Below are 23,807 nucleotides of genomic sequence, written 5' to 3' on the forward strand. Positions count from 1 at the left end.
TCCCTCCGGTCTTCACCCCATCAGGTGACTCTCCGGTCCGACGGCTGACCGGACCGGGCCGATAGGCGTATGGACGCCGGCATGCCCGGGGACGCCGGACGGCCCGGCCCCCGGGATACGGGGACCGGGCCGTCCGGAACGGAGCGGTGCCGGGCTCAGGCGTCGATGCGCGAGCGGTCGAGCGTCGCGGCCGAGCTGGTGATGAACTCCTTGCGGGGCGCCACGTCGTTGCCCATCAGCAGGTCGAAGACCTGCTCGGCCGCGTCCAGGTCGCCGATGTTGATCCGGCGCAGGGTGCGGTGGCGCGGGTCCATCGTGGTCTCCGCGAGCTGGTCGGCGTCCATCTCGCCGAGGCCCTTGTAGCGCTGGATGGCGTCCTTGAAGCGGACGCCCTTGCGCTGGAACTCCAGCAGCGTCTGCCGCAGCTCGCTGTCGGAGTACGTGTACACGTACTTGTCCTGGCCCCTCTTGGGCTGGACCAGCTCGATCCGGTGCAGCGGGGGCACCGCGGCGAAGACCCGGCCCGCCTCGACCATCGGGCGCATGTACCGCTGGAAGAGGGTCAGCAGCAGCGTCCGGATGTGCGAGCCGTCGACATCGGCGTCGGTCATCATGATGACCTTGCCGTACCGGGCCGCGTCGATGTCGAAGGTCCGGCCGGAGCCCGCTCCTATGACCTGGATGATCGCGCCGCACTCGGCGTTCTTGAGCATGTCCGAGACGGACGACTTCTGGACGTTGAGGATCTTGCCGCGGATCGGCAGCAGCGCCTGGAACTCGCTGTTCCGGGCGAGCTTGGCGGTGCCGAGCGCGGAGTCTCCCTCGACGATGAAGAGCTCGCTGCGCTCGACGTCGTCGCTGCGGCAGTCGGCCAGCTTGGCCGGCAGCGAGGAGGACTCCAGCGCGGTCTTCCGGCGCTGCGCGTCCTTGTGCTGGCGGGCGGCGATGCGGGTACGGGCCGCGGCGACGGCCTTCTCCAGGACGGCCCTGGCCTGGGCCTTGGCGTCCCGCTTGGTGGAGGTGAGGAACGCCTTGAGCTCGCGGGCGACCACGGTGGCCACGATGCGGCGGGCGGCCGAGGTGCCCAGTACCTCCTTGGTCTGGCCCTCGAACTGGGGCTCGGCGAGGCGGACCGTGACGACCGCGGTCAGGCCCTCCAGGGCGTCGTCCTTGACGATGTCGTCCTCGGCGACGCGCAGCAGCTTGGCCGAGCGCAGCACCTCGTTCACGGTCTTGGTGATGGCCTGCTCGAAGCCGGAGACGTGGGTGCCGCCCTTGGGGGTGGCGATGATGTTCACGAAGGACCGGACGGTGGCGTCGTACCCGGTGCCCCAGCGCAGGGCGACGTCCACGCCGAGCTCACGGGTGACCTCGGTGGGGGTCATGTGGCCGCGGTCGTCGAGGACGGGCACGGTCTCCTTGAAGGTGCCCTGGCCGGTGAGGCGCAGCACGTCGCAGACGGCCTTGTCCTGTGCGAGGTACTCGCAGAACTCGCTGATGCCGCCGTCGAAGCGGAAGACCTCCTCGCTCTTGCCGATCCCCTCCAGGTCCCGCTGGTCGCGGACGACGATGGTGAGGCCGGGCACGAGGAAGGCGGTCTGGCGGGCGCGCTGGTGCAGCGTCTCCAGGGCGAGCTTGGCGTCCTTGAGGAAGATCTGGCGGTCGGCCCAGTAGCGGACGCGGGTGCCGGTGCGGGTCTTGGGCACGCGCTTGCCCTTGATCAGCCCGCTCGACGGGTCGAAGGGGCTGTCCGGTCCCTGCTCGGTGAAGATGCCGGGGACACCGCGCCGGAAGCTGATGGCGTGCGTGGCGCCGTTCCGGTCGACCTCGACGTCGAGGCGGGCCGAGAGCGCGTTGACCACGGAGGCGCCGACGCCGTGCAGACCGCCGGAGGCCGCGTACGAGCCGCCGCCGAACTTTCCGCCGGCGTGCAGCTTCGTCATGACGACCTCGACGCCGGACAGACCGGTCTTGGGCTCGACGTCGACCGGGATGCCCCGGCCGTTGTCGCGCACCTCGACGGAGCCGTCGTCGTGCAGGATGACGTCGATGTGGTCGCAGTAGCCGCCCAGGGCCTCGTCGACCGAGTTGTCGATGATCTCCCAGAGGCAGTGCATCAGGCCACGGCTGTCCGTGGATCCGATGTACATTCCGGGGCGCTTGCGGACCGCTTCGAGCCCTTCGAGGACGAGCAGGTGCCGCGCGGTGTAGTTGGAACCGTCACGGTCTGCGGTCAGCAGCGCACTGGACGGCACGGACGTTTCGGCGGTCACGCGGTTCGCTCCTCGCTGAATTTGAAATCTTGCCCGATGGGGTGAGTACCGGCGTCGCTCACCGCTCAGAGGGTACCGATGCCTGGTAGGGCCGTTGAAACGCCACCCTCCCGGTTTCCTCATGCTAGTCCAGAGTCGTATGGATGTTCGATCCCTCGAAGGGGTGACGCGAACATCACGTTCCCTTCCAGGCATGAACCATCTAGGCTCCGGGCACGTCCTCATGAACAACCGGCAACCCCGCCGGGAGGACGACCGACACACACCACAGCAATGCGAAACCCGTAGAGCGACGCAATACGGCTCATTCGCCGCCAACCGGCAGCAGACAGCCACCTTGGGAAAAAGTTTCAAGGAAAAGCCACGAGCGGGAACGTTTTCGGCCTGGTTGGATGTTGACCCTGGTACGACAGCTCGTCGAGCTAGAGAAGAGGCGACGTGACTACTGTTCTGACCCCCGCGAGCCCCCTGACGGCCGCTGACCGCTGCGACCGCTGCGGCGCCCAGGCTTACCTGCGTGTCGTCCTGGCCAGCGGAGGTGACTTGCTCTTCTGCGCCCACCACGGTCGCAAGTTCGAGCCGGAACTCAAGAAGATCGCCGTTGAGATACAGGATGAGACGGACCGGCTGACCGACGTGCCGGCCCGCACGGTGGGCGACGAGCACTGACGCCGCGCAACCACGACGAGCTCAGGACCGGCCCCTGACAGCCGGACGACGGGCGGCCATCCCCTCGACCAGGGGATGGCCGCCCGTTCTCGTACCCGTGGGACCCCGCACGCGCCCTTGAGGCCCGCACAGGGGCCCACGGCGCCTCAGAGCCGCCCGGGCAGCACCGTGGACACCCGCGTGTAGACCCCGGGGTTCTCGGCCTGTCCGCAGCCGCTGCCCCAGGACACCAGGCCCACCAGCACCCCCCGCGCCACCAGAGGGCCGCCGCTGTCGCCCTGGCAGGCGTCCTTGCCGCCCGCCGGGTCACCGGCGCACAGCATGGTCGTCCGGTGGTACGAGACGCTCCCGAAGCCGCCCGGGTACGCCCGCTCGCAGGCCGCGTCCGGCAGGACCTGGACGGGCGCCGAGCGGAGCGAGAGGGCGTAGCTGCCGTGCCCGGTGGTGTCGCCCCAGCCGTACACCCGGGCCGCCGTCCCCGGTGCCTCCGCCACGTCCCCCGGCGGCGCCACCTTGATCACATAGGACTGGGGCAGGGCCTCGGCGAGGGTGAGCACCGCGAGGTCGCCCGCGTTGGTCGCCGGGTTGTAGTCCGGGTTCACCCAGGTGTCGGCGATCCGCACCTCCTGCCCGCCCTGCCCGGTCAGCGCGGCCCGGCCGGCGATCACCGAGAAGTCCCGAAGCTGCCAGGGGGCGCCGCCGAGCGCCTCACGGCCCACGCAGTGCGCCGCGGTGAGCACCTTGGTAGGCGCCACGACGACGCCGCCGCAGAACTGACCGGCGCGCGTACCTCCGAACCGGTCACGGCTGGACAGCGCCACCACCCAGGGCGCGTCGGCGATGGCGGCCGGGCTGCCGCCCACCACGACTCTGTCCGCGGCGGCCGGGGCGGCACCGGCCACCTGTCCGGCCACCGCCGTGATCAGACCCAGGGCACCCGTCAACGCTCGGGCGAAGGGACCACGCATGGAGCCTCCTGACTCTCCGCTGATATCCGTTCACCCAGCGTCCGCCAAGGACGGCTCTCGTGCACCCGCGAACAGACGAAGGGCCCGGCCCCCGAGCGGGGAACCGGGCCCTTCGTCCACTGCCGTGTACGTCGTGAGAATCAGACGGACCGGACGGATCCGAGGATCAGTCGAGGTAGTCGCGCAGCACCTGCGAGCGCGACGGGTGGCGCAGCTTCGACATCGTCTTCGACTCGATCTGGCGGATCCGCTCACGGGTCACGCCGTAGACCTTGCCGATCTCGTCGAGCGTCTTCGGCTGGCCGTCGGTGAGACCGAAGCGCATGGAAACCACGCCGGCCTCACGCTCGGAGAGCGTGTCGAGGACGGAGTGCAGCTGCTCCTGGAGGAGCGTGAAGCTGACCGCGTCGGCCGGCACGACCGCCTCGGAGTCCTCGATGAGGTCACCGAACTCGCTGTCGCCGTCCTCACCCAGGGGGGTGTGGAGGGAGATCGGCTCACGGCCGTACTTCTGGACCTCGATGACCTTCTCGGGGGTCATGTCGAGCTCCTTGGCCAGCTCCTCCGGGGTGGGCTCGCGGCCCAGGTCCTGGAGCATCTGGCGCTGGACGCGCGCGAGCTTGTTGATGACCTCGACCATGTGCACCGGGATGCGGATGGTGCGGGCCTGGTCGGCCATGGCGCGGGTGATCGCCTGACGGATCCACCAGGTGGCGTACGTGGAGAACTTGTAGCCCTTGGTGTAGTCGAACTTCTCGACCGCGCGGATCAGACCCAGGTTGCCCTCCTGGATCAGGTCCAGGAAGAGCATGCCGCGGCCGGTGTAGCGCTTGGCCAGCGAGACCACCAGACGGAGGTTGGCCTCCAGGAGGTGGTTCTTGGCCCGGCGGCCGTCCTCGGCGATGATCTCCAGCTCGCGCTTGAGCTTCGGCGCGATCTTGTCCGAGTTGGCGAGCTTGTCCTCGGCGAAGAGACCGGCCTCGATGCGCTTGGCGAGCTCGACCTCCTGCTCGGCGTTGAGCAGGGGGACCTTGCCGATCTGCTTCAGGTAGTCCTTGACCGGGTCGGCGGTGGCACCGGCGACGGCGACCTGCTGGGCGGGAGCGTCGTCCTCGTCCTCGTCGGACAGCACGAAGCCCTTGGTCTCGCCCTCGGTCTCCTCCTCCTCCTTGCCCGGCGCGACGTCCTCGAGCAGCTCCTCGCCCTCGATCAGTTCGTCGTCGGACTTCTTGGAAGCGGTCTTCTTGGCCGCCGTCTTCTTGGCGACGGTCTTCTTGGCCGCCGTCTTCTTGACGGCGGCCTTCTTCGCGACCGCCTTCTTCGCGGGCGACGCGGCCTCGTCGGCCGGGTCCGCGCTCTCGGCCGCGGGGGCCGCGGAGCCGGTCGCGACGGTGGTCCTCGTCACCGTCGCCGCCCTGGCGGTGACGGTGGTCTTGGCGGCGGTGCGCTTGGCGGGGCTCTTCGCTGCTGCGCTCTTGCGGGCGCGCTTCGGCGACTCCGCTGCACTGACCATCAGCGTCACACCCTCTTCCTCGAGGATCTGATTGAGGCTGCGCAGAACATTCTTCCACTGGGTTGGCGGAATCTGGTCAGCCTCGAAGGCCCGACGCACGTCATCGCCGGCGATCTGCCCATCAGCCTTTCCCCGCTCGATGAGCGCCATCACAGACTCGGACTCGGCGATCTCCGGCGGGAGCGTACGGGATGTGCTGGCCGACACGAACAACCTCTCGGAACGATGGAAACGGCTTCCGGCCCCGCCCGGGATCGGGCCGGAGCCGACGACCGTCGACGGGGAATGTGCCGACGGCGCGGGCTGGACCGGGGAACTGCACAGCGCCTGCACCGGCTGCTGTATTCCTTCCTCGGCTGTCACCTCTTAGGTCATCGCACGGCTCGGAGGAGTGTTACGCCCAATCTTCGTGTCCCGAGTCACACCGCATCCACGACGAACCGGACGTAATGGAGTCAAGCGTACATTCGGCGCCGCCGACACCCTGGCTCGTCCGGGGAACCCTGCCGGGCTCCCCGGACCGCGCTCGGATCCGGCGGCTCCCCCTGCGTACGCGCCCGTGCGCTCCCGGCCACGGCCCGCGGATCAGTGCTCGCGGGGGGCGGGGACCACGCGGGGCTCCACCTCGGGGTGGACCGTGAGCAGTTGGCGCATGGCGGTCTCGGCCCCGAGGGCGTCCCCCGCGGCGAGGGCGTCGACGATCCGGGCGTGGTGGGCCAGGCAGCTCTCACCCGGCCGGTCGCAGCCGGTGACGGGGCCGCCGGAGACCTGGAGGGCGGCGGCGACGATGCCGGAGAGGTGCTCCAGCATGCGGTTGCCCGCGAGCTGGATGAGCAGGGAGTGGAACTCGGTGTCGGCGCGGGAGAAGGTGATGCCGTCACCCTGCGCGTACGCGTGCCCCATGATCTCGACCATGTCGGCGAGGCGCTGCTGCACGTCCTCGCGGCCGTGCCCGGCGGCGAGGCGGGCGGCCAGCGGCTCGATGGTCCAGCGCAGCTCGTTGAGCTCGCGCCGCTGGTCGTCGCGCTGCGGGCCGAAGGCGCGCCACTCGATGATGTCGGGGTCGAGCAGGTTCCAGTCGCTGACCGGGCGGACCCGGGTGCCGACGTTGGGCCGGGCGCTGACGAGGCCCTTGGCCTCCAGGACGCGGAGCGACTCGCGCACCACGGTGCGCGAGACCTCGAAGCGCTGGCCGATCTCCTCGGGGACGAGCGGGCGGTCCGCGCCGAGGTCGCCGGAGACGATCATCTGGCCGAGCTGCTGGACGAGCTGGCCGTGCAGGCCGCGGCCGCGGCTGCCGGCGGTACGGCGGCCGACCCGGCCGAGGTCCGTCTCCACACCCTCCCAGGCGGGCGGGCTCACGCGGTCGGCGACGGGGGCCTCCGCGTAGGGGTAGCGGTCGAGATCGCCCGGGGCGCCGAGGCCGGAGTCGACGGAGCGGGCGGCGGTCATCATCGTGTGCGCAAGGGTACTCACGCATCCTTTGTCGGCGTGGCCTCGGTGACCCTTGAGGTCTTTGGTGAAAAGCACACGAAAGGGTGATCGGCACCCCCTACACAATTGACGATTATTCGGACATACCCGGCATTCCTCAAGGGAGTTGCGGCCTAACCGGAAGAGATCGATCCGGAATTGATCACCAACGGGCCCGTCGGCGAACGCCGGTGAGCAGATAGGCACAGAGCAGAACCGTCAACGTGAGCGCGAGGGCCACACCGGCGGGCTGCCCCACCACCTCCAGCGCCACCGCCAACCAGCGGTCGAGAGAGGGCGCCCACCGCGGCCCGGCGAACTCCCCCAGTCGCGCCGGAAGTCCGGCGACGGAACGGACCGCCGGACCGCTCAGGACCTGACCCAGCAGCGGGACGAGGGCGACCGGGACGAAGAGGACCGCGGCCATACCGGCCGCCGCGGCGCGGAACACCCCGGCCCCCAGCACCCCCGCCCACGCGCAGCCGACCGTGAGCCCCAGCCAACTCGCCCCCATACCGGCCCAGTTTTCCGGCACGGTGATCAACTCGGCTCCGTAGACGAGGCGGAGGACGGCCAGGTCCGCCGCCGCCACCAGCGCGCCGAGGAGCAGCGAGACGGCGGCGGCGACGGCGAGCTTGGCGAGCAGCAGCGCGAGCCGGCGCGGTACGGCCCCGCGTCCCGCGGCGAGCGCGGGGTAGCGGTACTCCTCGCCGAACGACAGGGCGCCGAGCAGACCGGCGCCCAGCGCGGCGGGCGGCAGCGGCAGCAGGTCGGGCCAGGCCGCCAGCGCCGCGGGGAGGGGGGTGCCCCCGCCCCGGCCGAGCAGGACGGCCAGCACGGCGGAGACCGCCAGGACGCCCGCCACCACCAGCCAGGTGGACGGCACCCCGGCGATCCGGCGCAGCTCGTAGCGGAGCGGCCGCAGCGGCGAGCGGAGCGGCCGCAGCGCCGTCGCGGCCCGGTCGGGGGTCGTGGTCTCCCCCGGCGGCCGGAGCGAGCGCGCCTCCTCTCCCACCCGGGTGGGCCCGGGGCCGGTGTCGCCGGTCTCCTCCGTGAGCCGGTGCACGGGAACGCCGTGCCGGAAGGCGGTGTCCCCCACCTGGGCGCAGTCCCCGCCGTACACCAGGAGGAGGGTGCCGTCCTCCGTGACGACCTCGACGGGGCGGCGCGCCGCCCTGGCCTCCTGGGCCACGGCGGCGGCGAGCCTGGCGGCGTGCGGAGTGCGGACGGCGACCCTCGGCCGCAGCCGGGTACGGGCGAAGTCGTCGACGCGCTGTGCGGCGACCAGGCGGCCGGCATCGACGGTGACGACATGGTCGGCGTTGCGGGCCGCGTCCCTGGCGTCCCTGGTGGTGTACAGGACCGTGCCGCCGGCCTCGGCGTGCGCGCGCAGCAGTTGGTGCAGCCGGCCCTGCTCCGCCGGGGACAACCCCGCTCCCGGGTCGTCCAGGAGCAGCGTGTGCGGAGCTCCCAACAGAGCGGCGGCCAGCGCGAGTCGGCGGTCGGCCCCACGCGGCAGGACGCCGAGCCTCCGCCCTTCGAGGCCGCCGAGCCCGACGGCGCGGATCACCTCGTCGGCCCGGCCGACCGGAACTCCCGCGCCCGCGGCGAGCATCCGCAGCTGCCCCCGCACGGTACGGGAGGGATGCCCCGGCACGTCACCGAGGACCACGCCGACCTCGCGCGCGGGCTGCGCGATCCGGCGCAGCGGCCGCCCGCGGAAGTAGACGAGTCCGCGCCCCCGGTCGAGTGCGAGGAGAAGGCGCAGGGCGGCGGTCTTGCCGGAACCCGGGGCGCCGAGGAGGGCGGTCACGGCCCCCGGCGGGGCTTCGAAGGTCAGATCGTCCACGGCGGGCGGGCGATCACGGTGGGGGGCACTGGTCAGTCCGATGGCCTGGAGCATCGCTTCTCTCGCGGTAGGTGTCACCGCTCCGCGGCAGGGCGGCGCTATCGCAGCAAGATAACGCCAGATTTCGGACTTTTGCCGCAGGGTTGCCGCCCCGGGGGCGGCGGACCGGTGCGCCCCTCAGACCTCGGGGCGCAGCATCGGCGGGTTGAGCAGGGTGGCGCCGCCGGCCCTGAACAGCTGGGCGGGGCGGCCTCCCTGACGTGTGGTCGTCCCGCCGGTCGGTACGAGGAAGCCGGGCGTACCGGTGACCTTGCGGTGGAAGTTGCGCGGGTCGAGGGAGACGCCCCAGACGGCTTCGTAGACCCGGCGCAGCTCGCCGACGGTGAACTCGGGCGGGCAGAAAGCGGTGGCGAGCGAGGAGTACTCGATCTTGGAGCGCGCCCGCTCCACGCCGTCGGAGAGGATCTGGGCGTGGTCGAAGGCGAGCGCGTCCGGGGAGTCGTTCCCGGCGGCCCTGGCCTTGTCGAGCAGCTCCTCCACGGGCGCCCAGCGTGCGCTGTTGGCGTCGCCGCCCGGGCGGGGCGCGGGCAGGTCGGGGGCGAGTGCGAGGTGTGCGACGCTCACCACCCGCATCCGCGGGTCGCGCTCAGGAGCGCCGTACGTGGCGAGCTGCTCCAGGTGCGCGCCGTTGTCCGGCACCGGCGGGGGCGCCGAGGGGTCGTGCGCGCGCAGCCCGGTCTCCTCGGCCAGTTCGCGCGCTGCGGCGGCACCGAGGTCCTCGTCCGCGCGGACGAAGCCTCCGGGCAGCGCCCACCGGCCCTGGAAGGGCGCTTCCCCCCTGCGGACGACCAGGGTGCACAGCGCGTGGCTCCGCACGGTGAGGACGACCAGGTCGACGGTGACAGCGAAGGGCGGGAAGGCCGACGGGTCGTAGGGAGGCATGGGCCGATCATAGTCGTCTCCCTGACGATAAACACGCCCCGCGTGCTCTCCGCCCCCGGCTTCCTCGCCCGGTCGCGAAGGCTTCGTCGTCTCCGTGCCCGGCATCTGTCATACCCCCAGCTGCAGACCCTCGGCGGCTTCCTCGACCATACCGAGTCCGAGACGGCTCACCCGCACGGCGAAAGGTTCGCCGGCGACCACGAGTCCCGAGAACCGGATCGCCCCCAGCGGCGCGGAGGGCATCGGGTGGACGGCGACGCTCCGGCCGGGGGCGTCGGGGCGGATCCCGGCCAGGGCGGCCAGCGCGTGGATCGCTCCGGCGGCCGCGACGGCGGCCGGCCGGCAGGCGGCCGGGTGCGGCACGGGGCGCGCGCCCGCGGTGCGCTGCTCGCCCGCGTACATCTCGGGCAGCCGGTGGTCGAAGTGCTCGGCGGCGTCCAGGAGGCCCCGCAACAGCGCCGCCGCCTCCTTCTCGTATCCGGCGGTCGCCAGTCCTGCGACGGCGACGGCCGTCTCGTGGACGCGGACGGCGCCGGCCCGGTGTCCGAACGGGTTGTGGCCGGGTTCCTTGGTGCCGAGGCCGCGCAGCCCCCAGCCGGAGTCGAGTGCCGGGGTGCCGAGCAGTCGCGCGACCTGTTCGGTCTCCGCCCGGTCGAGCAGCCCGGGAGCGTGCCCGCCGCCGTCGAGGAGCCCGGTGTCGAGGAGGTGAGCGGCCCAGCCGCCGAGCTGGGACCAGGAGCGTCCCCCCGGGGCCCGGGCGGCGGGCCGGCCGCCGGACAGGTCGTCGAGCCAGAAGGTTCCCCGGAACCGCTCGCGCAGGGTGCGGGCCGCCGCCCGGAGGTCCGCGCCGCCGGGCCGGCCGCAGGAGTCGAGGAGGTCTGCCCCGAGCAGGGCGGCCCGGTGGGCGTGGGCCTGGGTCTCGGCCCGCCAGGGGCCTCCGGGGGCCGGGTCCGGCAGGAGTCCGTCCTGGTCGAGGGCGCGGCGCAGCCAGCCGAGGCACCGCTCCGCCACCGGAAGGAGCTCGTCGAGGTCTGCCGGGGGGAGGCCCCACCGGCGGGCCTCGGCGAGGACGGCGGGATAGGCGAGGGTGGCCTCGACTCCGGTGCAGCGGGGCGGGAGGTGCGGACCGGCGTCCCGGAGCGGGCCGGGGAGGCGCCCTGCCTCGGCTCCGGTGGTGAGCTGGGTGCGGCCGAGGGCGCGCAGCGTGGTGACGGCGAGCCGGGTGCCGAGCGGCAGGGCCATACGGGCCGCCCAGAGCGCCTCCGCGGTGACGGGGCCGCAGCGCCACGGGACGCCGGCCGCGAGATGGATGTCGGTGGGGTGCGCGGGATCGCGCTGGAGGAGGGCCCGCAGGTCCTCGACGGAGGCACGGAGCAGGGCGCCCGGCCGGGGATCGTCGCCCTCCGCCTGGGCGTCCGGGAGCAGGTGACCGCCGGGGCGGCCGGTCCCGCCGGGAGGGGTGGCGCCGGGGGCGCGCCCGGCGTGGACGCGGAGGTGCAGGGTGAGGGCGGCGGCGGGGGCGAGGTCGGCTTCCCAGCGGAGGACCCCGGCCGCCGCCAGGGCGTCCATGGGCGCCGGGTCGGCCGTGACGGCGACGGACCGTCCGTCGGGGGCGGTCCAGCGGAGGCCGGTGCCGTGGACGCTGGCTCTGAGGTCGGGGCGGGCCCGGCCGGACGCGATCGCACCCAGCTCCGCGAGATCCGTGCCCAGCACGAGTTCCACCAGGAGGCGGACCGGGCGGGGGGCGGCGCTGCGGAGGGTGATCCGCTCGGTGCCGTCGGCGCCGCGTGAGCGCTCGACGGTGACGCCCGGATCGGGTCCGGTGTCGCCGGGGGCTCGGACGGCGCCGACGAACACGGCCCGGTCGGCGGCGGCGAGCCGGCCCTGGAGGGGGACGGGCTCGCGCCCGGCGACCCGCAGGACGCTGCGGGAGAGGAGACGGCGTCCTGACGCGTAGACGCCTTCGGGTCCGTGCCCGGTGAGTTGGCCGTGCCGGGGAGAGAGGGCGAAGGCGGGCAGGGCCACGCACAGGAGGGCGTCGTGGACCGGGGGGAGCTCCCTGGGACGGGTCCCGGGGTCGGTGGTGGCGCCGCCGGGCCCGAGCGGCTGCCTGGTGGGCTGTTCCGCCGGGTGTCCGGGGGCCGGGACAGGGCTGAGGACCATGAGGGGTGCGGCGTGCTCTCTGTGCGATCCGGACGGCCGGCAGGGTGTCGGCGGCACGGCTCGCCCGGATCCGCCACAGAGGTGAACGGTCGGGTGGTGTGCGGGGTCACGGTCGTCATCGCCCGCTCCTCGTGCCGCGCCGGCCGCCGCGTTGCGGGGCGGAGCCGCCGGGCCGGGTGGAGGCCCGTCCGGCCGGGCGCGTGCCGGGAGCCCCCCGGCCATGCCGTGCGGCGGCGGGGCCCGTCCTCGGGAACACCGGTCGTGGTCCGCCGGGACGGGTCGCCCGGGTACGGGTCCGCGTCCGCGTGCGGCGGGTGTGCGGGGCGGTGGTGCGCTCGGAGGCCGCCCGCTTCTCCCGCTCCTGGCGCAGGCAGGAGCGCAGCGCTTCGGGGTCCAGGCCCTCGTTGCACGCCTGGTGGAGCAGCCGGGCGAAGACGTACTCGGGATCCGCCTGGAGGGCGAGGTTGAGGGCGACGCGGGCGGTCGGTTCGTCGCCGGTGGACCAGGCGGCCCAGCCCGCGAGGGTCAGCGGTGCGGCGGCGTACTCCCCGTAGGGGGCGACGCAGCGCCGGGCGAGGACCCGCCAGAGCCGCACGGCGGCGACGCCTTCGGCTCCCTCCATCCATTCGGCGAGGCGGTCGCGGGTGAGCCGGTCCTGGAGGCCCAGGATCACCGCCGCCGCCTCGGCGGGTTCGACCCGCGCGTCGTCGTCGGCGTCGACCGCGGCCTGGCCCCGGCGGGCGCCGTCGGTGCCGATCCGGCGCGGCGGCTCGGCGAACCTGCCCAGGAGCCGGCCCGCGAGGGCCAGGGTGGTCTCGCGCAACCGGGCCCGGCCCTGCTCGTCCGCGCCGTCCACGACGCGGGGGACGATCTCGGCCGCGGCCGCGTCGAGGGCGGAGCGCTGCCCGGCCTCGCCGGGCGCTCCGGTGGGCCGGAATCCGGCTTCCAGGTCCCGGAGCGTGCCCCTGACGCTGACTCCGGCGTAGGCCGCGGCCGCGGCCATGACCGAGGTGCCGCTGAGGGCGAGGGGGGTGCCGTCGGGCGGGCAGCAGCGCTCGTCGGGACAGCAGTACGAGAAGTGCCGGCCGTCGGAGATGCACAGCACCTCGTAGACGGGGATGTCGAGGGCGCCGCAGGCGGTCCTGAGCCGCTGGGCGAGGGGCCGCAGCCGCTCGTAGACCTGGCCGGCGGTCTCGCCGGGGCGGGGGTCCTGGCAGAGGAAGCCGACGATGCCGTCGGGCGGCGAGCTGTGTCGGGCGGACGTCTCGACGAGGCATTCGGCGAGGTGGTCCGCGGTGGAGTCCCATTCGCCCGGTGCGCGGGGAATCCCGACCCTGATCCGGCCGCCGAAGCGTCCGTTGGCGCCGTGGAGGGCGACGAGCACGACCGAGTCGGTCGGGTGGAAGCCGAGCACGAAGGGCAGGGCGTCGGCGAGCTCCGCCGGGCTGCGCAGGGTGATCTGCCGGCTGTGGGTGGATGCGCTGGTCTCGTGGTGATTCGCGTTCATGGCGAGGACGGTCTCGTGATCTCCGATTTCCGACAACCCCTGTGGATAACTCCGCACATACGGTGTGATGATCTGATATTCACTGTCCACAGATCGCCGTCTCGTTCGCCGAATGTCCGAGGCATCGGGTTGCATGGGAGGCATGACCCACGCAGACCGCCCGGAAGACCGCGCCGCGCTCCGCGCCACGGCCGACGCCGTACTCGCCCGACTCGTCGGAGATCCGACCGGTACGGCCAGACTGCGCGAGGACCAGTGGCGCGCCATCGAGGCACTGGTAGCCGACCACCGCAGGGCGCTGGTGGTGCAGCGGACCGGCTGGGGCAAGTCCGCCGTGTACTTCGTGGCGACCTCCCTGCTCCGCGAGCGCGGCAGCGGGCCCACGGTGATCGTGTCGCCGCTGCTCGCGCTCATGCGCAACCAGGTGGACGCGGCGGCCCGGGCGGGCATCCGGGCGCGCACGATCAACTCGTCGAACTCGGAGGAGTGGGAGACCGTCCACGAGGAGGTCGCCGCCGGCGAGGTCGACGTTCTGCTCGTCTCCCCGGAGCGGCTGAACAATCCGGACTTCCGCGACCAGGTCCTGCCGCGGCTCGCGGCCGCCACGGGACTGCTCGTGGTCGACGAGGCGCACTGCATCTCCGACTGGGGACACGACTTCCGGCCGGACTACCGCCGGCTGCGGACCATGCTGGCCGACCTCCCGGCCGGAGTCCCGGTGCTCGCGACCACAGCCACGGCGAACGCCCGGGTGACCGCGGACGTCGCCGAGCAGCTCGGCACGGGTGCGGGCACCGACGCCCTCGTCCTCCGCGGCCCGCTGGACCGCGAGTCCCTCAGCCTCGGCGTGGTCACGCTGCCCGACGCGGCCCACCGTCTGGCGTGGCTCGCCGACCATCTCCACGAGCTGCCCGGCTCCGGCATTGTGTACACGCTGACCGTCGCCGCCGCCGAGGAGGTCACCGCCTACCTCCGCCAGTGCGGTCACACGGTCGCCTCGTACACGGGCCGCACGGAGAACGCGGACCGCCAGCAGGCCGAGGACGACCTGCTGGCCAACCGCGTGAAGGCGCTGGTGGCGACCTCGGCCCTCGGCATGGGCTTCGACAAGCCGGACCTCGGCTTCGTCGTGCACCTCGGTTCGCCGTCCTCCCCCATCGCGTACTACCAGCAGGTCGGCCGCGCGGGGCGCGGGGTGGAGCACGCCGAGGTGCTGCTGCTCCCGGGCAAGGAGGACGAGGCGATCTGGCGGTACTTCGCCTCCGTCGCGTTCCCTCCGGAGGAACAGGTGCGCCGGACGCTCGACGTGCTCGCCGGGGCGGGCCGGCCGATGTCGCTGCCCGCGCTGGAGCCGCTGGTCGAGCTCCGCCGGACCCGCCTGGAGACGATGCTCAAGGTCCTCGACGTCGACGGGGCCGTGCGACGGGTCAAGGGCGGCTGGGAGAGCACCGGACAGCCCTGGGTGTACGACACCGAGCGGTACGCCTGGGTGGCCCGCCAGCGCTCGGAGGAACAGCAGGCGATGCGCGAGTACGCCACGACCACCGGCTGCCGGATGGAGTTCCTGCGGCGCCGGCTGGACGACGAGGAGGCCGCCCCCTGCGGTCGCTGCGACAACTGCGCCGGCCCGCACTTCGACCCGAAGGTGACGGAGACGGCCCTGGACGCGGCCCGGGGCGAGCTGGGCCGTCCGGGCGTGGAGGTGGAGCCGCGCCGGATGTGGCCGACCGGCCTCGCCGCCGCCGGTGTCGATCTGAAGGGCCGCATCCCGGCCGGTGAGCAGGCGTTCGCCGGCCGTGCCCTCGGGCGGCTGTCGGACATCGGCTGGGGCAACCGGCTCCGTCCCCTGCTGGCCGATTCGGCGCCGGACGGCCCGGTGCCGGACGATGTGGTGCAGGCGGTGGTGCAGGTGCTCGCCGACTGGGCGAAGGGGCCCGGGGGTTGGGCGTCCGGCGCCTCCGACGCCCCGGCCCGGCCGGCCGGCGTGGTCACCGTGGCCTCGCGACGGCGGCCGGCTCTCGTCGGCTCGCTCGGAGCGCAGATCGCCGAGATCGGCCGGATGCCGCTCCTCGGATCGGTGGCGTACGTGCCCGAGGCGGAGGACGTGCATCTGTCCCGGACCAACAGCGCCCAGCGGGTGATCGGACTGCACCGGGCCCTGGAGGTTCCGCCGGATCTCGCGGAGCGGGTGGCCGCCGCGGGCGGTCCGGTGCTCCTGGTGGACGACCTGTCCGACACGGGCTGGACCCTGTCCGTGGCCGCGCGGCTGCTGCGCCGCTCAGGGGCGGAAGGAGTCTTTCCGTTGGTGCTCGCCGTCCAGGGTTGAGTCTGGCTGGGAAACGGCGAGTGAATACTGGGTAACTGGGCAGGGATATCAGTGGCATAACGGTTCATTACCGTCAGCCGCCTCAATTGCTCGTTGCCGCCCCCGCTCGGGCCACGCCAGAATTGGGGAACCGCCCCACACGGCTCGAAGCGGTCCGGAAGGACTGTGCCGTGCTGCGCCCTCACCCGACCTTGCCCGCCTCGCGGGCGCGTATCCGAAGGGAGGACCGTGACCCTCGGATTCGCTCCGCCCACCGCCTCGCTCGGCTCGAACTCCGCCTCAGCGAGCCGTCTCGCCCGGATGCTGGAGCCCGCCGACTGGGCCGCGGCCGGAATTCCCTTGCTGCGCAGTCCGCGTGAGGTCGTGAGCGGTCTGCACTCCCGTCATCGCCCACTGCCCACGACCGCGGTCGTGGCGGTGCTCGACCACGAGGAAAGGCTCACCGCGAGCGCCTCGTTCGTGCGCCGCCCCGGCCCCGCCGACGGGTGGGAGTTCCGGAACGCGCTCCTCGCGCACCTGCGGCGCGTCGTCCCGCACGACCTGCGGCGCCGCGCCCCCGTCCGGACCGCGGTGCTCGTGTACTGCCGCGACGGCGACGAGCGCTGGACGGAGGACGACGGAGCCTGGATGTGGGGGCTCCGTGACGCCTGCACGCTGCACGGCCTGCGGTGCGGCGCCTACATCACGCTGACCAAGGCCGGCTGGCAGGTCTTCGGCGAGGGCCGGGGCGGCCGTCGGCCGAGCTCCGATTCCACTCCGCTGGCACTCGGCGAGCCGACCGGCGAGACCGGCCACCTCGCGCCGAGAACCGCGGGCGGGGCGGCCGAGCCCCTGCGCAGGGCCGCGGCACGCTGAGGCGTCCGGCCGCTCCGCCGGGCCGTTGCCGGTCCGGCGGAGACGCGACCGGTCAGACCCCGGCGCCGAGCAGCTCGGTGACCCGCTGCGGGTCACCGCAGACCACGAGCAGGGCACCCGCACGCGACCGCGCGACCGGGAGGGCGCGGGCGGCCACGTCGTCGTCTCCGCCGTTGACGGCGACGATCACCACAGGGCGGGCGACGATCCGGTCCACGGACGCGGCGTCCGCGAAGAACACGTCCTCGGCGGTGTCCTGCTGGGCCCAGTAGGCGGCTTCGCCGAAGGAGAGCTCGTGCTCGGCCCACGGGTGGCGTTCGCCGGTGGTGAGCACCAGGACCTCGCCGGGGGCACGGCCGGTGTCCAGGAGCAGGTCGAGGGCCTCCTCGGCGGCGTCGAGGGCGCCGTCGGCGGGTGCCGGGATGAGCTGAAGCTGCGGGCTGCCGTCGCCGGAACGATTCTCCGGACGGCTCTTGGGCGCGGGCGGACCGGGGACGGGCCGCTGGGCCGGCGGGCCGGGGCGGGCCGGACCGGGGCCCGGACGACCGGGTCGCGGGGAGGCCGCCGAACGCGGACCGGGTACGGGACGAGGGGTCGGCGCGGGGCGGCCGGCGGCCGCGGTGGCGCTAGGACCCTGGGCACTCTCGTGAATCTGAGGCTCCTCGGGAGGGAGAGGCATGGGTGGATGTCTATCAAATGCCGTTTCGGACGGCACCGTCGGGTGGGCACACAGGGGTGCCCCCGGTCCGGCGGGAGCTCGTCGGTGAGGTCCCGCGGCCGGAAGATCAGAAGTCGAAGCCGAGTTGGCCCCCGCTCTCCAGAGCGGCCGCCTCCACGGAGAGGCGGACCTTCTTGAGGTGGCGCCATTGAGGCATGGCGTCCAGATAGGACCAGGAGAGCCGGTGGTACGGGGTGGGCCCCAGCTCTTCGAGGGCGGCCTTGTGAACGGGCGAAGGGTAGCCCGCGTTGGCCGCGAAGCCGTAGCCGGCGCAGTCGGGACCGGTCTCCAGCTCGGCCATCATCGCGTCCCGCCGCACCTTCGCGATCACGGAGGCCGCGGCGACGGCGACACAGGACTGGTCGCCCTTGATGACCGTGCGCACCCGCCAGGGGCTGCCCAGGTAGTCGTGCTTGCCGTCGAGGATCACGGCATCCGGGCGGACCGGGAGACCGTCGAGGGCCCGGACGGCAGCGAGGCGCAGGGCCGCGGTCATCCCGAGCTCATCGATCTCCTGCGGGGACGCCTCGCCGAGCGCGTAGGCGGTGACCCAGCGCTCCAGCTCGGCGGCGAGCACGGTGCGCCGCTTCGGGGTGATCAGCTTGGAGTCGGTCAGTCCCTCCGGGGGACGGCGCAGGCCGGTGACGGCCGCGCACACGGTGACGGGCCCGGCCCATGCTCCGCGTCCGACCTCGTCGACCCCGGCGACGATCCTGGCGCCGGTGGTGGCTCGGAGCGACCGCTCGACGGTGTGAGTAGGGGGTTCGTACGGCATGGCGCCTGACAGGTTACGCCGCCGGGTGCCGCCTGCGGTACCCGGATTCCCGTCACTCGTCCCTCGCCCGTGTCACAGACAAGCTCGGACCCATGATCCGATCGTTGCCACCGGCCGGATCGGCCCCGCTTCCTTCGCTGCCGCACACCATGCGGAGGCCCCTCATCCCCCACCACTCCTACGCACCGCGAGAGCCGTTTCGAGGGATCCGACGGCACCCGTCCCGGTGCGAGGCACCGAAGCTGACGGCGGCCCTCTCGTCGCACTCGTGAAGGCCGGCGCGCAGGGCGAGGCCGGGACGCGCTTACACGGACACGCAAGCGGAGCCCGTGCGGCTCGTCCCGGACACCGTCGGCCGCTTTCAGCCGGTGGGCGACTCCTGCGGCACCCAGGCGGGCAGGCGCTCGGTCCGTTCCAGCCAGTCGGCCGGGGGCGCGCCCGTGGCCGAGGAGGCGACGACGCCGCCGGCGATCGCGCAGGTCGTGTCGACATCGCCGCCGACCTGGGCCGTCGTCCAGAACGTCGCCTCGAAGTCGCCCAGGCCACGAGCCGCCGACCAGAGGGCGAACGGAACCGTGTCGTGGGCGGTGGTCCGCCGGCCGCTGCCGAGCACCGCGGCGACGGTGCCGGCGTCACCGTAGTCCAGCATGTCGCGCGCCCGGCGCAGCCCCGCGCCGACCGCGCTGCGCGGGACCAGGGCGATGACCCCGTCGAGCAGCGCCTCGGGCGTGGGCGGGCCCGCCGGTGCGGCGGCCAGGGCCGCCGCGGCGGCGACGGCCATGGCGCCGACGACGGCCTCACGGTGCTGGTGGGTCGGGTAGGCGGAGATCTCGGCCTGGTGGGTGGCCTGCTCGGGGTCGTCGGCGTACCAGGCGCCGAGCGGGGCGATGCGCATGGCGGCGCCATTGCCCCAGGAGCCCTGGCCGTTGAAGAGCGCGGCGGACAGTTCGCGCCAGTCGCCGCCCTCCCGGACCAGCCGGAGCATCCGGTTCACAGCGGGACCGTAGCCCCGGTCGAAGTCGTGGTGTTCGGCGAAGGACATCGCCAGGGCGTCCTGGTCGATGCGGTCGTGCCGGGCGAGGACGGCGAGGACGGAGCAGGCCATCTCCGTGTCGTCGGTCCATTGCCAGGATCCGGGCGGCAGTTCGCGCCGCTTCAGGAGGGGGTAGTGCGCGGGGACGAAGAACTGGGAACCCAGTGCGTCCCCCACGGCCAGTCCGCGCAGGCTGGCGAGGGCGCGGTCGAAGCGCCGGTCGAATGAGGAGTCAGCGGTCATCGGTGCGCCACTCTATCCGGTGGGACCGTACGGTTCCGGGGTACACCAGCGTTCGAACGGGCGGTCCAGCCGATAGCGTCCGTCGTCCCCGAGCAGCAGGACCCGGGTCTCCGCGTTGCCCGGGTTCGACAGTGATTCGAATTCGGCCACGCTCCAGTGGAACCACCTCATGCAGAAGAGCCGCATCGTCAGGCCATGGGTGACCAGCAGGACGTTCGGGGGGTGATCGGGGGCTTCGAAGCTGCGGTAGAGGCTCTCCAGGAACGCCCCGACCCGGTCGTACACGTCGGCTCCGGACTCCCCCTGCGCGAAGCGGTAGAAGAAGTGCCCGTACGCGTCCCGGTAGACCTTCTGGAGGCGGACGTCCTCGCGGTCCTGCCAGTTGCCCCAGTCCTGCTCCCTCAGCCGGGGCTCCTCGCGGATCCGGACCTGCCCAAGCGGCAGCCGGAATGCCTGCAGGGTCTCGTGGGTGCGGCGGTAGGGCGAGACGTACACGCTGACCGCCTCGTCACCGAAGAGCTCCCTGAGCCGCTCCCCCGTCTCCTCCGCCTGGCGCCGGCCGGTCCCGGTGAGCCGGAGGGCGTGGTCGGGCTCCCGTTCGTAGACGGTGTCGTCGACATTGCCTTCGGACTCTCCGTGCCGTACGAGAACGATGCGCCGCGGTCGTGCCATGCTCCGACCCTAGAGGGAGCCGCCCCGTTCGGCTCAGTCGAGGAGGCGGCCGGAGTCCATCCGGCGTATCCGTCCGGTGAACCTGCGCCGCAGCGCGCGGTCGTGCGAGACCACCACGACGGCTCCCGGCCACTCTTCCAGCGCCTGTTCCAGCTCCTCGACCAGACCGAGGGCGAGATGGTTGGCCGGCTCGTCGAGGAGCAGCAGGTCGGCGGGGCGGGCGAGCAGCCGGGCGAGCGCGAGCCGGCGCAGCTGTCCCGCCGAGAGGGCGCCGACGGGCACGGTGAGGTCGGCCGGCCGGAACAGCCCGTACGACAGGATCCGTTCGGTCAGTCCGTCCTCGTCGAGCCCGAGTCCGAGGCCGTGGCCGAAAGCGGCGAGCAGCGGCTCGGCCGGCCGCCGGACGGTGATCTCCTGTGCCAGGAAGCCGGTCCGTCCCCGCCGCCTCACCTCGCCCCTGTCGGGGCGCAGATCGCCGGCCATGACACGGAGGAGCGTGGACTTGCCCGCCCCGTTGTCCCCGTGGACGAGCAGCCGCTCGCCCGCCGCGAGAGCGAGGGTGTCGACGGAGAGGCGGTGGTCGATCCGTACTCCGTCGAGGGCGATCACTTCGCCCTCGACGGAGCCGGTCTCGGGGTGGGCGGCGAAGGCGAGTGGCGGGGCCGGCTCGGTCACCGGCTGGTCCCTGAGCCGCCGCAGCCTCTCCCGGGCGTTGCGGACCCGGCCGGAGACCGATGCCTGGACCCGGCCACCGGCCCGGTCGTAGGCCATCTTGTTGTTGTCCTTCCTGTCGCGGCCCGCGGCCACGGCGTGGGCCGCGCCTTCCGCGTACACCTCCAGGCGTTCGGTCTCGGCCCGCCAGTCCTCGAACTCCTGCTGTCGCCGTCGGCGCGCCGCGTCCCGGGCGGCACGGAAGCCCGCGTACCCGTCGCCGTGCCGGACGAGGTCTCGGCGGTCGGTGTCGACCTCGACGAGGGTGGTGGTGACGCCCTCCAGGAAGACGCGGTCGTGGGAGACGGCGACGACGGTTCCCCGGTGGCCGCGGAGGGACTCCTCCAGCCAGTCGAGCGCGGCCGCGTCGAGATGGTTGGTGGGTTCGTCGAGCAGGAGCACCTCGGGGGCGGCGGCGACTGCGCAGGCGATCCCGAGTCGGGCCTGTTCTCCGCCGGAGAGGGTGCCGAGGCGGCGGTCGCGGGGGATGTGGGCGATCCCCAGGGCATGGATCGCCTTGTCGACGCGGGTGTCGGCCTCGTATCCGCCGCGGAGTTCGTACGCGGTGAGCAGTTCCCCGTAGGCGGCGAGGTCGTCGGCGGATCCCCCGTCCAGGCGGGCTTCCAGGGCGCGCAGCCGTCCCTCCATGTCCCGGAAATCGGCCAGGGCGTCGTCGACGGCGTCGGCCACCGTCGACTCGGGCGGCAGCTCGGGGGTCTGGCGCAGCAGTCGCATGCCGTCCTCGGTCCGGGTGACGACCCGCCCTTCGTCCGGTGCGGTCGCGCCGGCCAAGAGGTGGAGGAGCGTGGATTTGCCGGCGCCGTTCTCCCCCACGATCCCGACCCGCTCGCCGGGACGGACGGAGAGGGAGGCGCGGTCGAGGAGTATCCGCTCCCCCCGGGAGACGGTCACCTCATGGAGCGAGATCTGTGCGGGCATGGCACCTCCAGACAGCGACGGCAAACACAACCGTTGTTGCGTTAATGGAGAGTGTGGCACACTCGGAGTCACTAACGCAACGGGAGTAGCAATTGATGGAATCGATCGAGGAGCCCGACGCACCCGCCCCCGGCAGCCGCCGGCCCGGCGGCCGCACCGCTCGCACCTGGGCCGCCGTGCGCGACGCCGTCCTGACCGGCCTGGCGGAGCAGGGTTACCCGTCCCTGACGGTGGAGTACGTGGCGGAGCACTCAGGCGTGCACAAGACGACGCTGTACCGTCGCTGGGGCGGTGTGGAGGGCATGGTGGCCGACGCCCTCGCCCTCGCCGGCGAGGACGACTGGAGCCCGCCCGACACCGGCCGCCTCGCCGACGACCTGCGCGCCCTGGCCCGGGAGGTCGTCGAGGGCCTCGGGGACCCGGCCAGCGCCGCTGCGCCCACCGCCTTCGTCGGCGCCGCGTTCCAGTCCCCTCGCGCCGCGGACGCCCTGCGCTCCTTCTACGCGGAGCGGTTCCGCCGCTGCGAGGAGGTCGTGACCCGGGCGGTCGACCGGGGCGAGGCACCCGCGTCGACGGACGCCGGGGCGGTGGTCCGCGCGGTCTCCGCCCCGCTCTTTCTCCGCCTCTTCGTCACCCGCGAGCCCGTCGACGAGGAACTGGCCGACCAGGCGGCCGAAGCGGCCGTGGCCGCCGTGGCCGCAGGCGTCTTCAGCCGAAGAGCACCGGCCTCACCCGGCCGCACCTCCGGGACGAGCCCCAACACGATCTGAAGCCTCAGACGGTCCAGGTGGGTTCGAGCCGCACCACGTCACCCGAGAGGGCGGCCACGTCCGCCTCGGTCTGCGCCCGCAGGCCGAGGCGCTCCACCCGCTCCTCGCGGTACTTGCCGTGCTCCGCGGCCGAGTTCCAGAGGGACAGCACCAGGAACTCATGGCCCGGCGCCTCGCCGAACAGCCCGCGCAGCATGCCCGGCGAACCGGCCATCGCCGGATTCCACACCTTCTCCTGCATCAGCGCGAAGTGCTCCACCCGCTCCTCGTGCACACGACAGTGCGCCACCCGCGCCACATCGGCGTCGGAGAACTTCGGCTCGAAACCGGTCTTCACGTCGAAGCGGTGATCGAAGAGCTTGACCTGCGCGTCCTTGAACGTGCCGGACTGCGCGGCGGCCAGCCGGTCGTGCGAGCGGGCCATGAACGAGTCGTAGAAGGCCCGGCTCTCCCAGAACGAGAAGACGTGCGCGATCTCCGGACGGGCCCGGCTCCACCCGCCGCCCTGCCCCCGGAAACCCGGCTCCCCGAGCAGCCCCGCCCACTTCCGCTGCCCCCGCTCGAACCCTCGACGGTCCACGACGGCACAGCGAATCCACTTGACCAGCACCGCGCCATCGTACGGGTCCGAAGAGCACCCCGGCAGACCGTCACACCGACCGGGGAGAAGGCATGAGGTTCCGTCAGACACCCGTTCCCTTCACGCCAGTCGGGCGTCGAGTTCCGGCACGTCCCGGCTCCCGCGCGGCACTCGGAGAGCTCCCCGGACCCAACTGTCGTACACGCGTGACACCATGAAGCAGAGGCCCGGGGCGACGGGTCCTCGCGGGGAGACGGGGAAAGGGGAGACACCGTGAGCGGACTCAACAAGGGCGTCGGCAAGGTCGAGGTGGCGCTCAAGTGGGATCCGGCACCGGCCGGCGAACCGGCGCACGACCTGGACATCATCGCCGCCGTCTTCACCGCCGACGACCCGCACGGCACCCCCGCCCAGCTGGTCCACTTCGGCAGCCGCTCCCCCGACGGGACGATCACCCTCCACCGCGACAGCCGTACCGGACAGGGCTTCGGCTACGACGAGGCGATGACCCTCGAACTGGACCGGCTGGCCGACCGGTACACGCGCGTGGTGGTCGGCGTGGCGATACAGCAGGGCGGTGGCCGCGTGGTCTTCGGCCGTATCGCCCAGGCATCCGTCCGCGTCAGCCAGGGCTACACGGAACTCCTGACGGACGACTTCGCCTCCGCTGCCGAAGCCACGGCGGCGACCGTCGTCGAGTTCGTCCGCGACGCCTCGGGCTGGACCCTCCGGCCCCTGCAGCGCACCTTCGACACGGACCCCGGGACCTTCGGATCCCTCATGGGCTCAGCCGGCGCCTGACCCACGACGGACCCGGCGCACGCCGAA

General features: G+C 73.1%; 19 protein-coding genes. 5 read left to right on the forward strand and 14 right to left on the reverse strand.

The features are described 5' to 3' along the window. Positions 1 to 155: 155 nt before the first annotated feature. Entirely contained in the window at positions 156 to 2,273 is a 2,118-nt protein-coding gene (locus tag ACIGHB_RS30500; protein ID WP_360318206.1) for a DNA topoisomerase IV subunit B, read from the reverse strand. Positions 2,274 to 2,711: 438 nt separating this feature from the next. Here ACIGHB_RS30500 and ACIGHB_RS30505 point away from each other — a divergent pair, with 438 nt between their 5' ends. Continuing rightward, on the forward strand, positions 2,712 to 2,942 hold the full coding sequence (locus ACIGHB_RS30505) for a hypothetical protein (protein ID WP_030495106.1): 231 nt from the start codon (positions 2,712 to 2,714) through the stop codon (positions 2,940 to 2,942). A gap of 146 nt (positions 2,943 to 3,088) precedes the next feature. Here the strand turns inward: ACIGHB_RS30505 and ACIGHB_RS30510 are convergent, their stop codons facing one another. The 7 genes from ACIGHB_RS30510 to ACIGHB_RS30540 form a co-directional block, all read right to left on the reverse strand. Then, positions 3,089 to 3,910 (reverse strand): S1 family serine peptidase, encoded by an 822-nt coding sequence (locus tag ACIGHB_RS30510; protein WP_399917569.1) that lies wholly within the window; start codon positions 3,908 to 3,910, stop codon positions 3,089 to 3,091. A gap of 166 nt (positions 3,911 to 4,076) precedes the next feature. Beyond that, positions 4,077 to 5,630, reverse strand: coding sequence for an RNA polymerase sigma factor (locus ACIGHB_RS30515; RefSeq protein WP_360318212.1), 1,554 nt, complete (start codon positions 5,628 to 5,630; stop codon positions 4,077 to 4,079). Positions 5,631 to 6,008: 378 nt separating this feature from the next. Beyond that, positions 6,009 to 6,899 carry an FCD domain-containing protein gene (locus tag ACIGHB_RS30520; RefSeq protein WP_360318215.1) on the reverse strand — a complete coding sequence of 297 codons (891 nt, stop codon included), beginning with the start codon at positions 6,897 to 6,899 and terminating at the stop codon, positions 6,009 to 6,011. 160 nt (positions 6,900 to 7,059) lie between these two features. Next, positions 7,060 to 8,799: an ATP-binding cassette domain-containing protein gene (locus ACIGHB_RS30525; protein ID WP_399917572.1), complete on the reverse strand. Its 1,740-nt coding sequence runs from the start codon at positions 8,797 to 8,799 to the stop codon at positions 7,060 to 7,062. Positions 8,800 to 8,922: 123 nt separating this feature from the next. After that, a complete protein-coding gene (locus ACIGHB_RS30530) occupies positions 8,923 to 9,687 on the reverse strand; it encodes an NUDIX hydrolase (RefSeq protein ID WP_399917575.1) in 765 nt (254 codons plus the stop codon). Between the two features lie 108 nt (positions 9,688 to 9,795). Further along, complete coding sequence (locus ACIGHB_RS30535) at positions 9,796 to 11,850, reverse strand: glycogen debranching N-terminal domain-containing protein (protein WP_399917576.1); 2,055 nt, start codon at positions 11,848 to 11,850, stop codon at positions 9,796 to 9,798. A 115-nt stretch (positions 11,851 to 11,965) separates the two neighbouring features. Beyond that, positions 11,966 to 13,357, reverse strand: coding sequence for a DUF4192 domain-containing protein (locus ACIGHB_RS30540; RefSeq protein ID WP_399917578.1), 1,392 nt, complete (start codon positions 13,355 to 13,357; stop codon positions 11,966 to 11,968). 142 nt (positions 13,358 to 13,499) lie between these two features. Between ACIGHB_RS30540 and ACIGHB_RS30545 the strand changes: the two genes are divergently transcribed. Then, positions 13,500 to 15,683: a RecQ family ATP-dependent DNA helicase gene (locus ACIGHB_RS30545; RefSeq protein WP_399917580.1), complete on the forward strand. Its 2,184-nt coding sequence runs from the start codon at positions 13,500 to 13,502 to the stop codon at positions 15,681 to 15,683. 228 nt (positions 15,684 to 15,911) lie between these two features. Next, on the forward strand, positions 15,912 to 16,538 hold the full coding sequence (locus ACIGHB_RS30550; RefSeq protein ID WP_360315100.1) for a hypothetical protein: 627 nt from the start codon (positions 15,912 to 15,914) through the stop codon (positions 16,536 to 16,538). Between the two features lie 52 nt (positions 16,539 to 16,590). On the opposite strand, the gene ACIGHB_RS30555 is transcribed toward ACIGHB_RS30550, so the two are convergent. From ACIGHB_RS30555 to ACIGHB_RS30575, 5 genes are all read right to left on the reverse strand, one after another. Next, on the reverse strand, positions 16,591 to 17,217 hold the full coding sequence (locus ACIGHB_RS30555) for a hypothetical protein (protein WP_399917583.1): 627 nt from the start codon (positions 17,215 to 17,217) through the stop codon (positions 16,591 to 16,593). A 106-nt stretch (positions 17,218 to 17,323) separates the two neighbouring features. Continuing rightward, positions 17,324 to 18,031, reverse strand: coding sequence for a ribonuclease HII (locus ACIGHB_RS30560; RefSeq protein ID WP_360315104.1), 708 nt, complete (start codon positions 18,029 to 18,031; stop codon positions 17,324 to 17,326). Between the two features lie 361 nt (positions 18,032 to 18,392). Then, positions 18,393 to 19,307, reverse strand: a complete 915-nt coding sequence (locus tag ACIGHB_RS30565) for an ADP-ribosylglycohydrolase family protein (protein WP_388882364.1) — start codon at positions 19,305 to 19,307, stop codon at positions 18,393 to 18,395. Positions 19,308 to 19,319: 12 nt separating this feature from the next. Next, entirely contained in the window at positions 19,320 to 19,979 is a 660-nt protein-coding gene (locus ACIGHB_RS30570; protein ID WP_388882367.1) for a histidine phosphatase family protein, read from the reverse strand. 33 nt (positions 19,980 to 20,012) lie between these two features. Continuing rightward, positions 20,013 to 21,629: an ABC-F family ATP-binding cassette domain-containing protein gene (locus ACIGHB_RS30575; RefSeq protein ID WP_399917586.1), complete on the reverse strand. Its 1,617-nt coding sequence runs from the start codon at positions 21,627 to 21,629 to the stop codon at positions 20,013 to 20,015. Between the two features lie 95 nt (positions 21,630 to 21,724). Here ACIGHB_RS30575 and ACIGHB_RS30580 point away from each other — a divergent pair, with 95 nt between their 5' ends. Beyond that, entirely contained in the window at positions 21,725 to 22,399 is a 675-nt protein-coding gene (locus tag ACIGHB_RS30580) for a TetR/AcrR family transcriptional regulator C-terminal ligand-binding domain-containing protein (protein WP_399917588.1), read from the forward strand. Between the two features lie 4 nt (positions 22,400 to 22,403). Here the strand turns inward: ACIGHB_RS30580 and ACIGHB_RS30585 are convergent, their stop codons facing one another. Further along, positions 22,404 to 23,009, reverse strand: coding sequence for a YdbC family protein (locus tag ACIGHB_RS30585; protein WP_388882376.1), 606 nt, complete (start codon positions 23,007 to 23,009; stop codon positions 22,404 to 22,406). 243 nt (positions 23,010 to 23,252) lie between these two features. Here ACIGHB_RS30585 and ACIGHB_RS30590 point away from each other — a divergent pair, with 243 nt between their 5' ends. Next, a complete protein-coding gene (locus ACIGHB_RS30590; protein ID WP_399917590.1) occupies positions 23,253 to 23,780 on the forward strand; it encodes a TerD family protein in 528 nt (175 codons plus the stop codon). Positions 23,781 to 23,807 lie beyond the last annotated feature (27 nt).

Origin of the sequence: Streptomyces sp. NPDC085460 (assembly GCF_044541975.1) — a bacterium.
Taxonomy (GTDB): Bacteria; Actinomycetota; Actinomycetes; order Streptomycetales; family Streptomycetaceae; genus Streptomyces.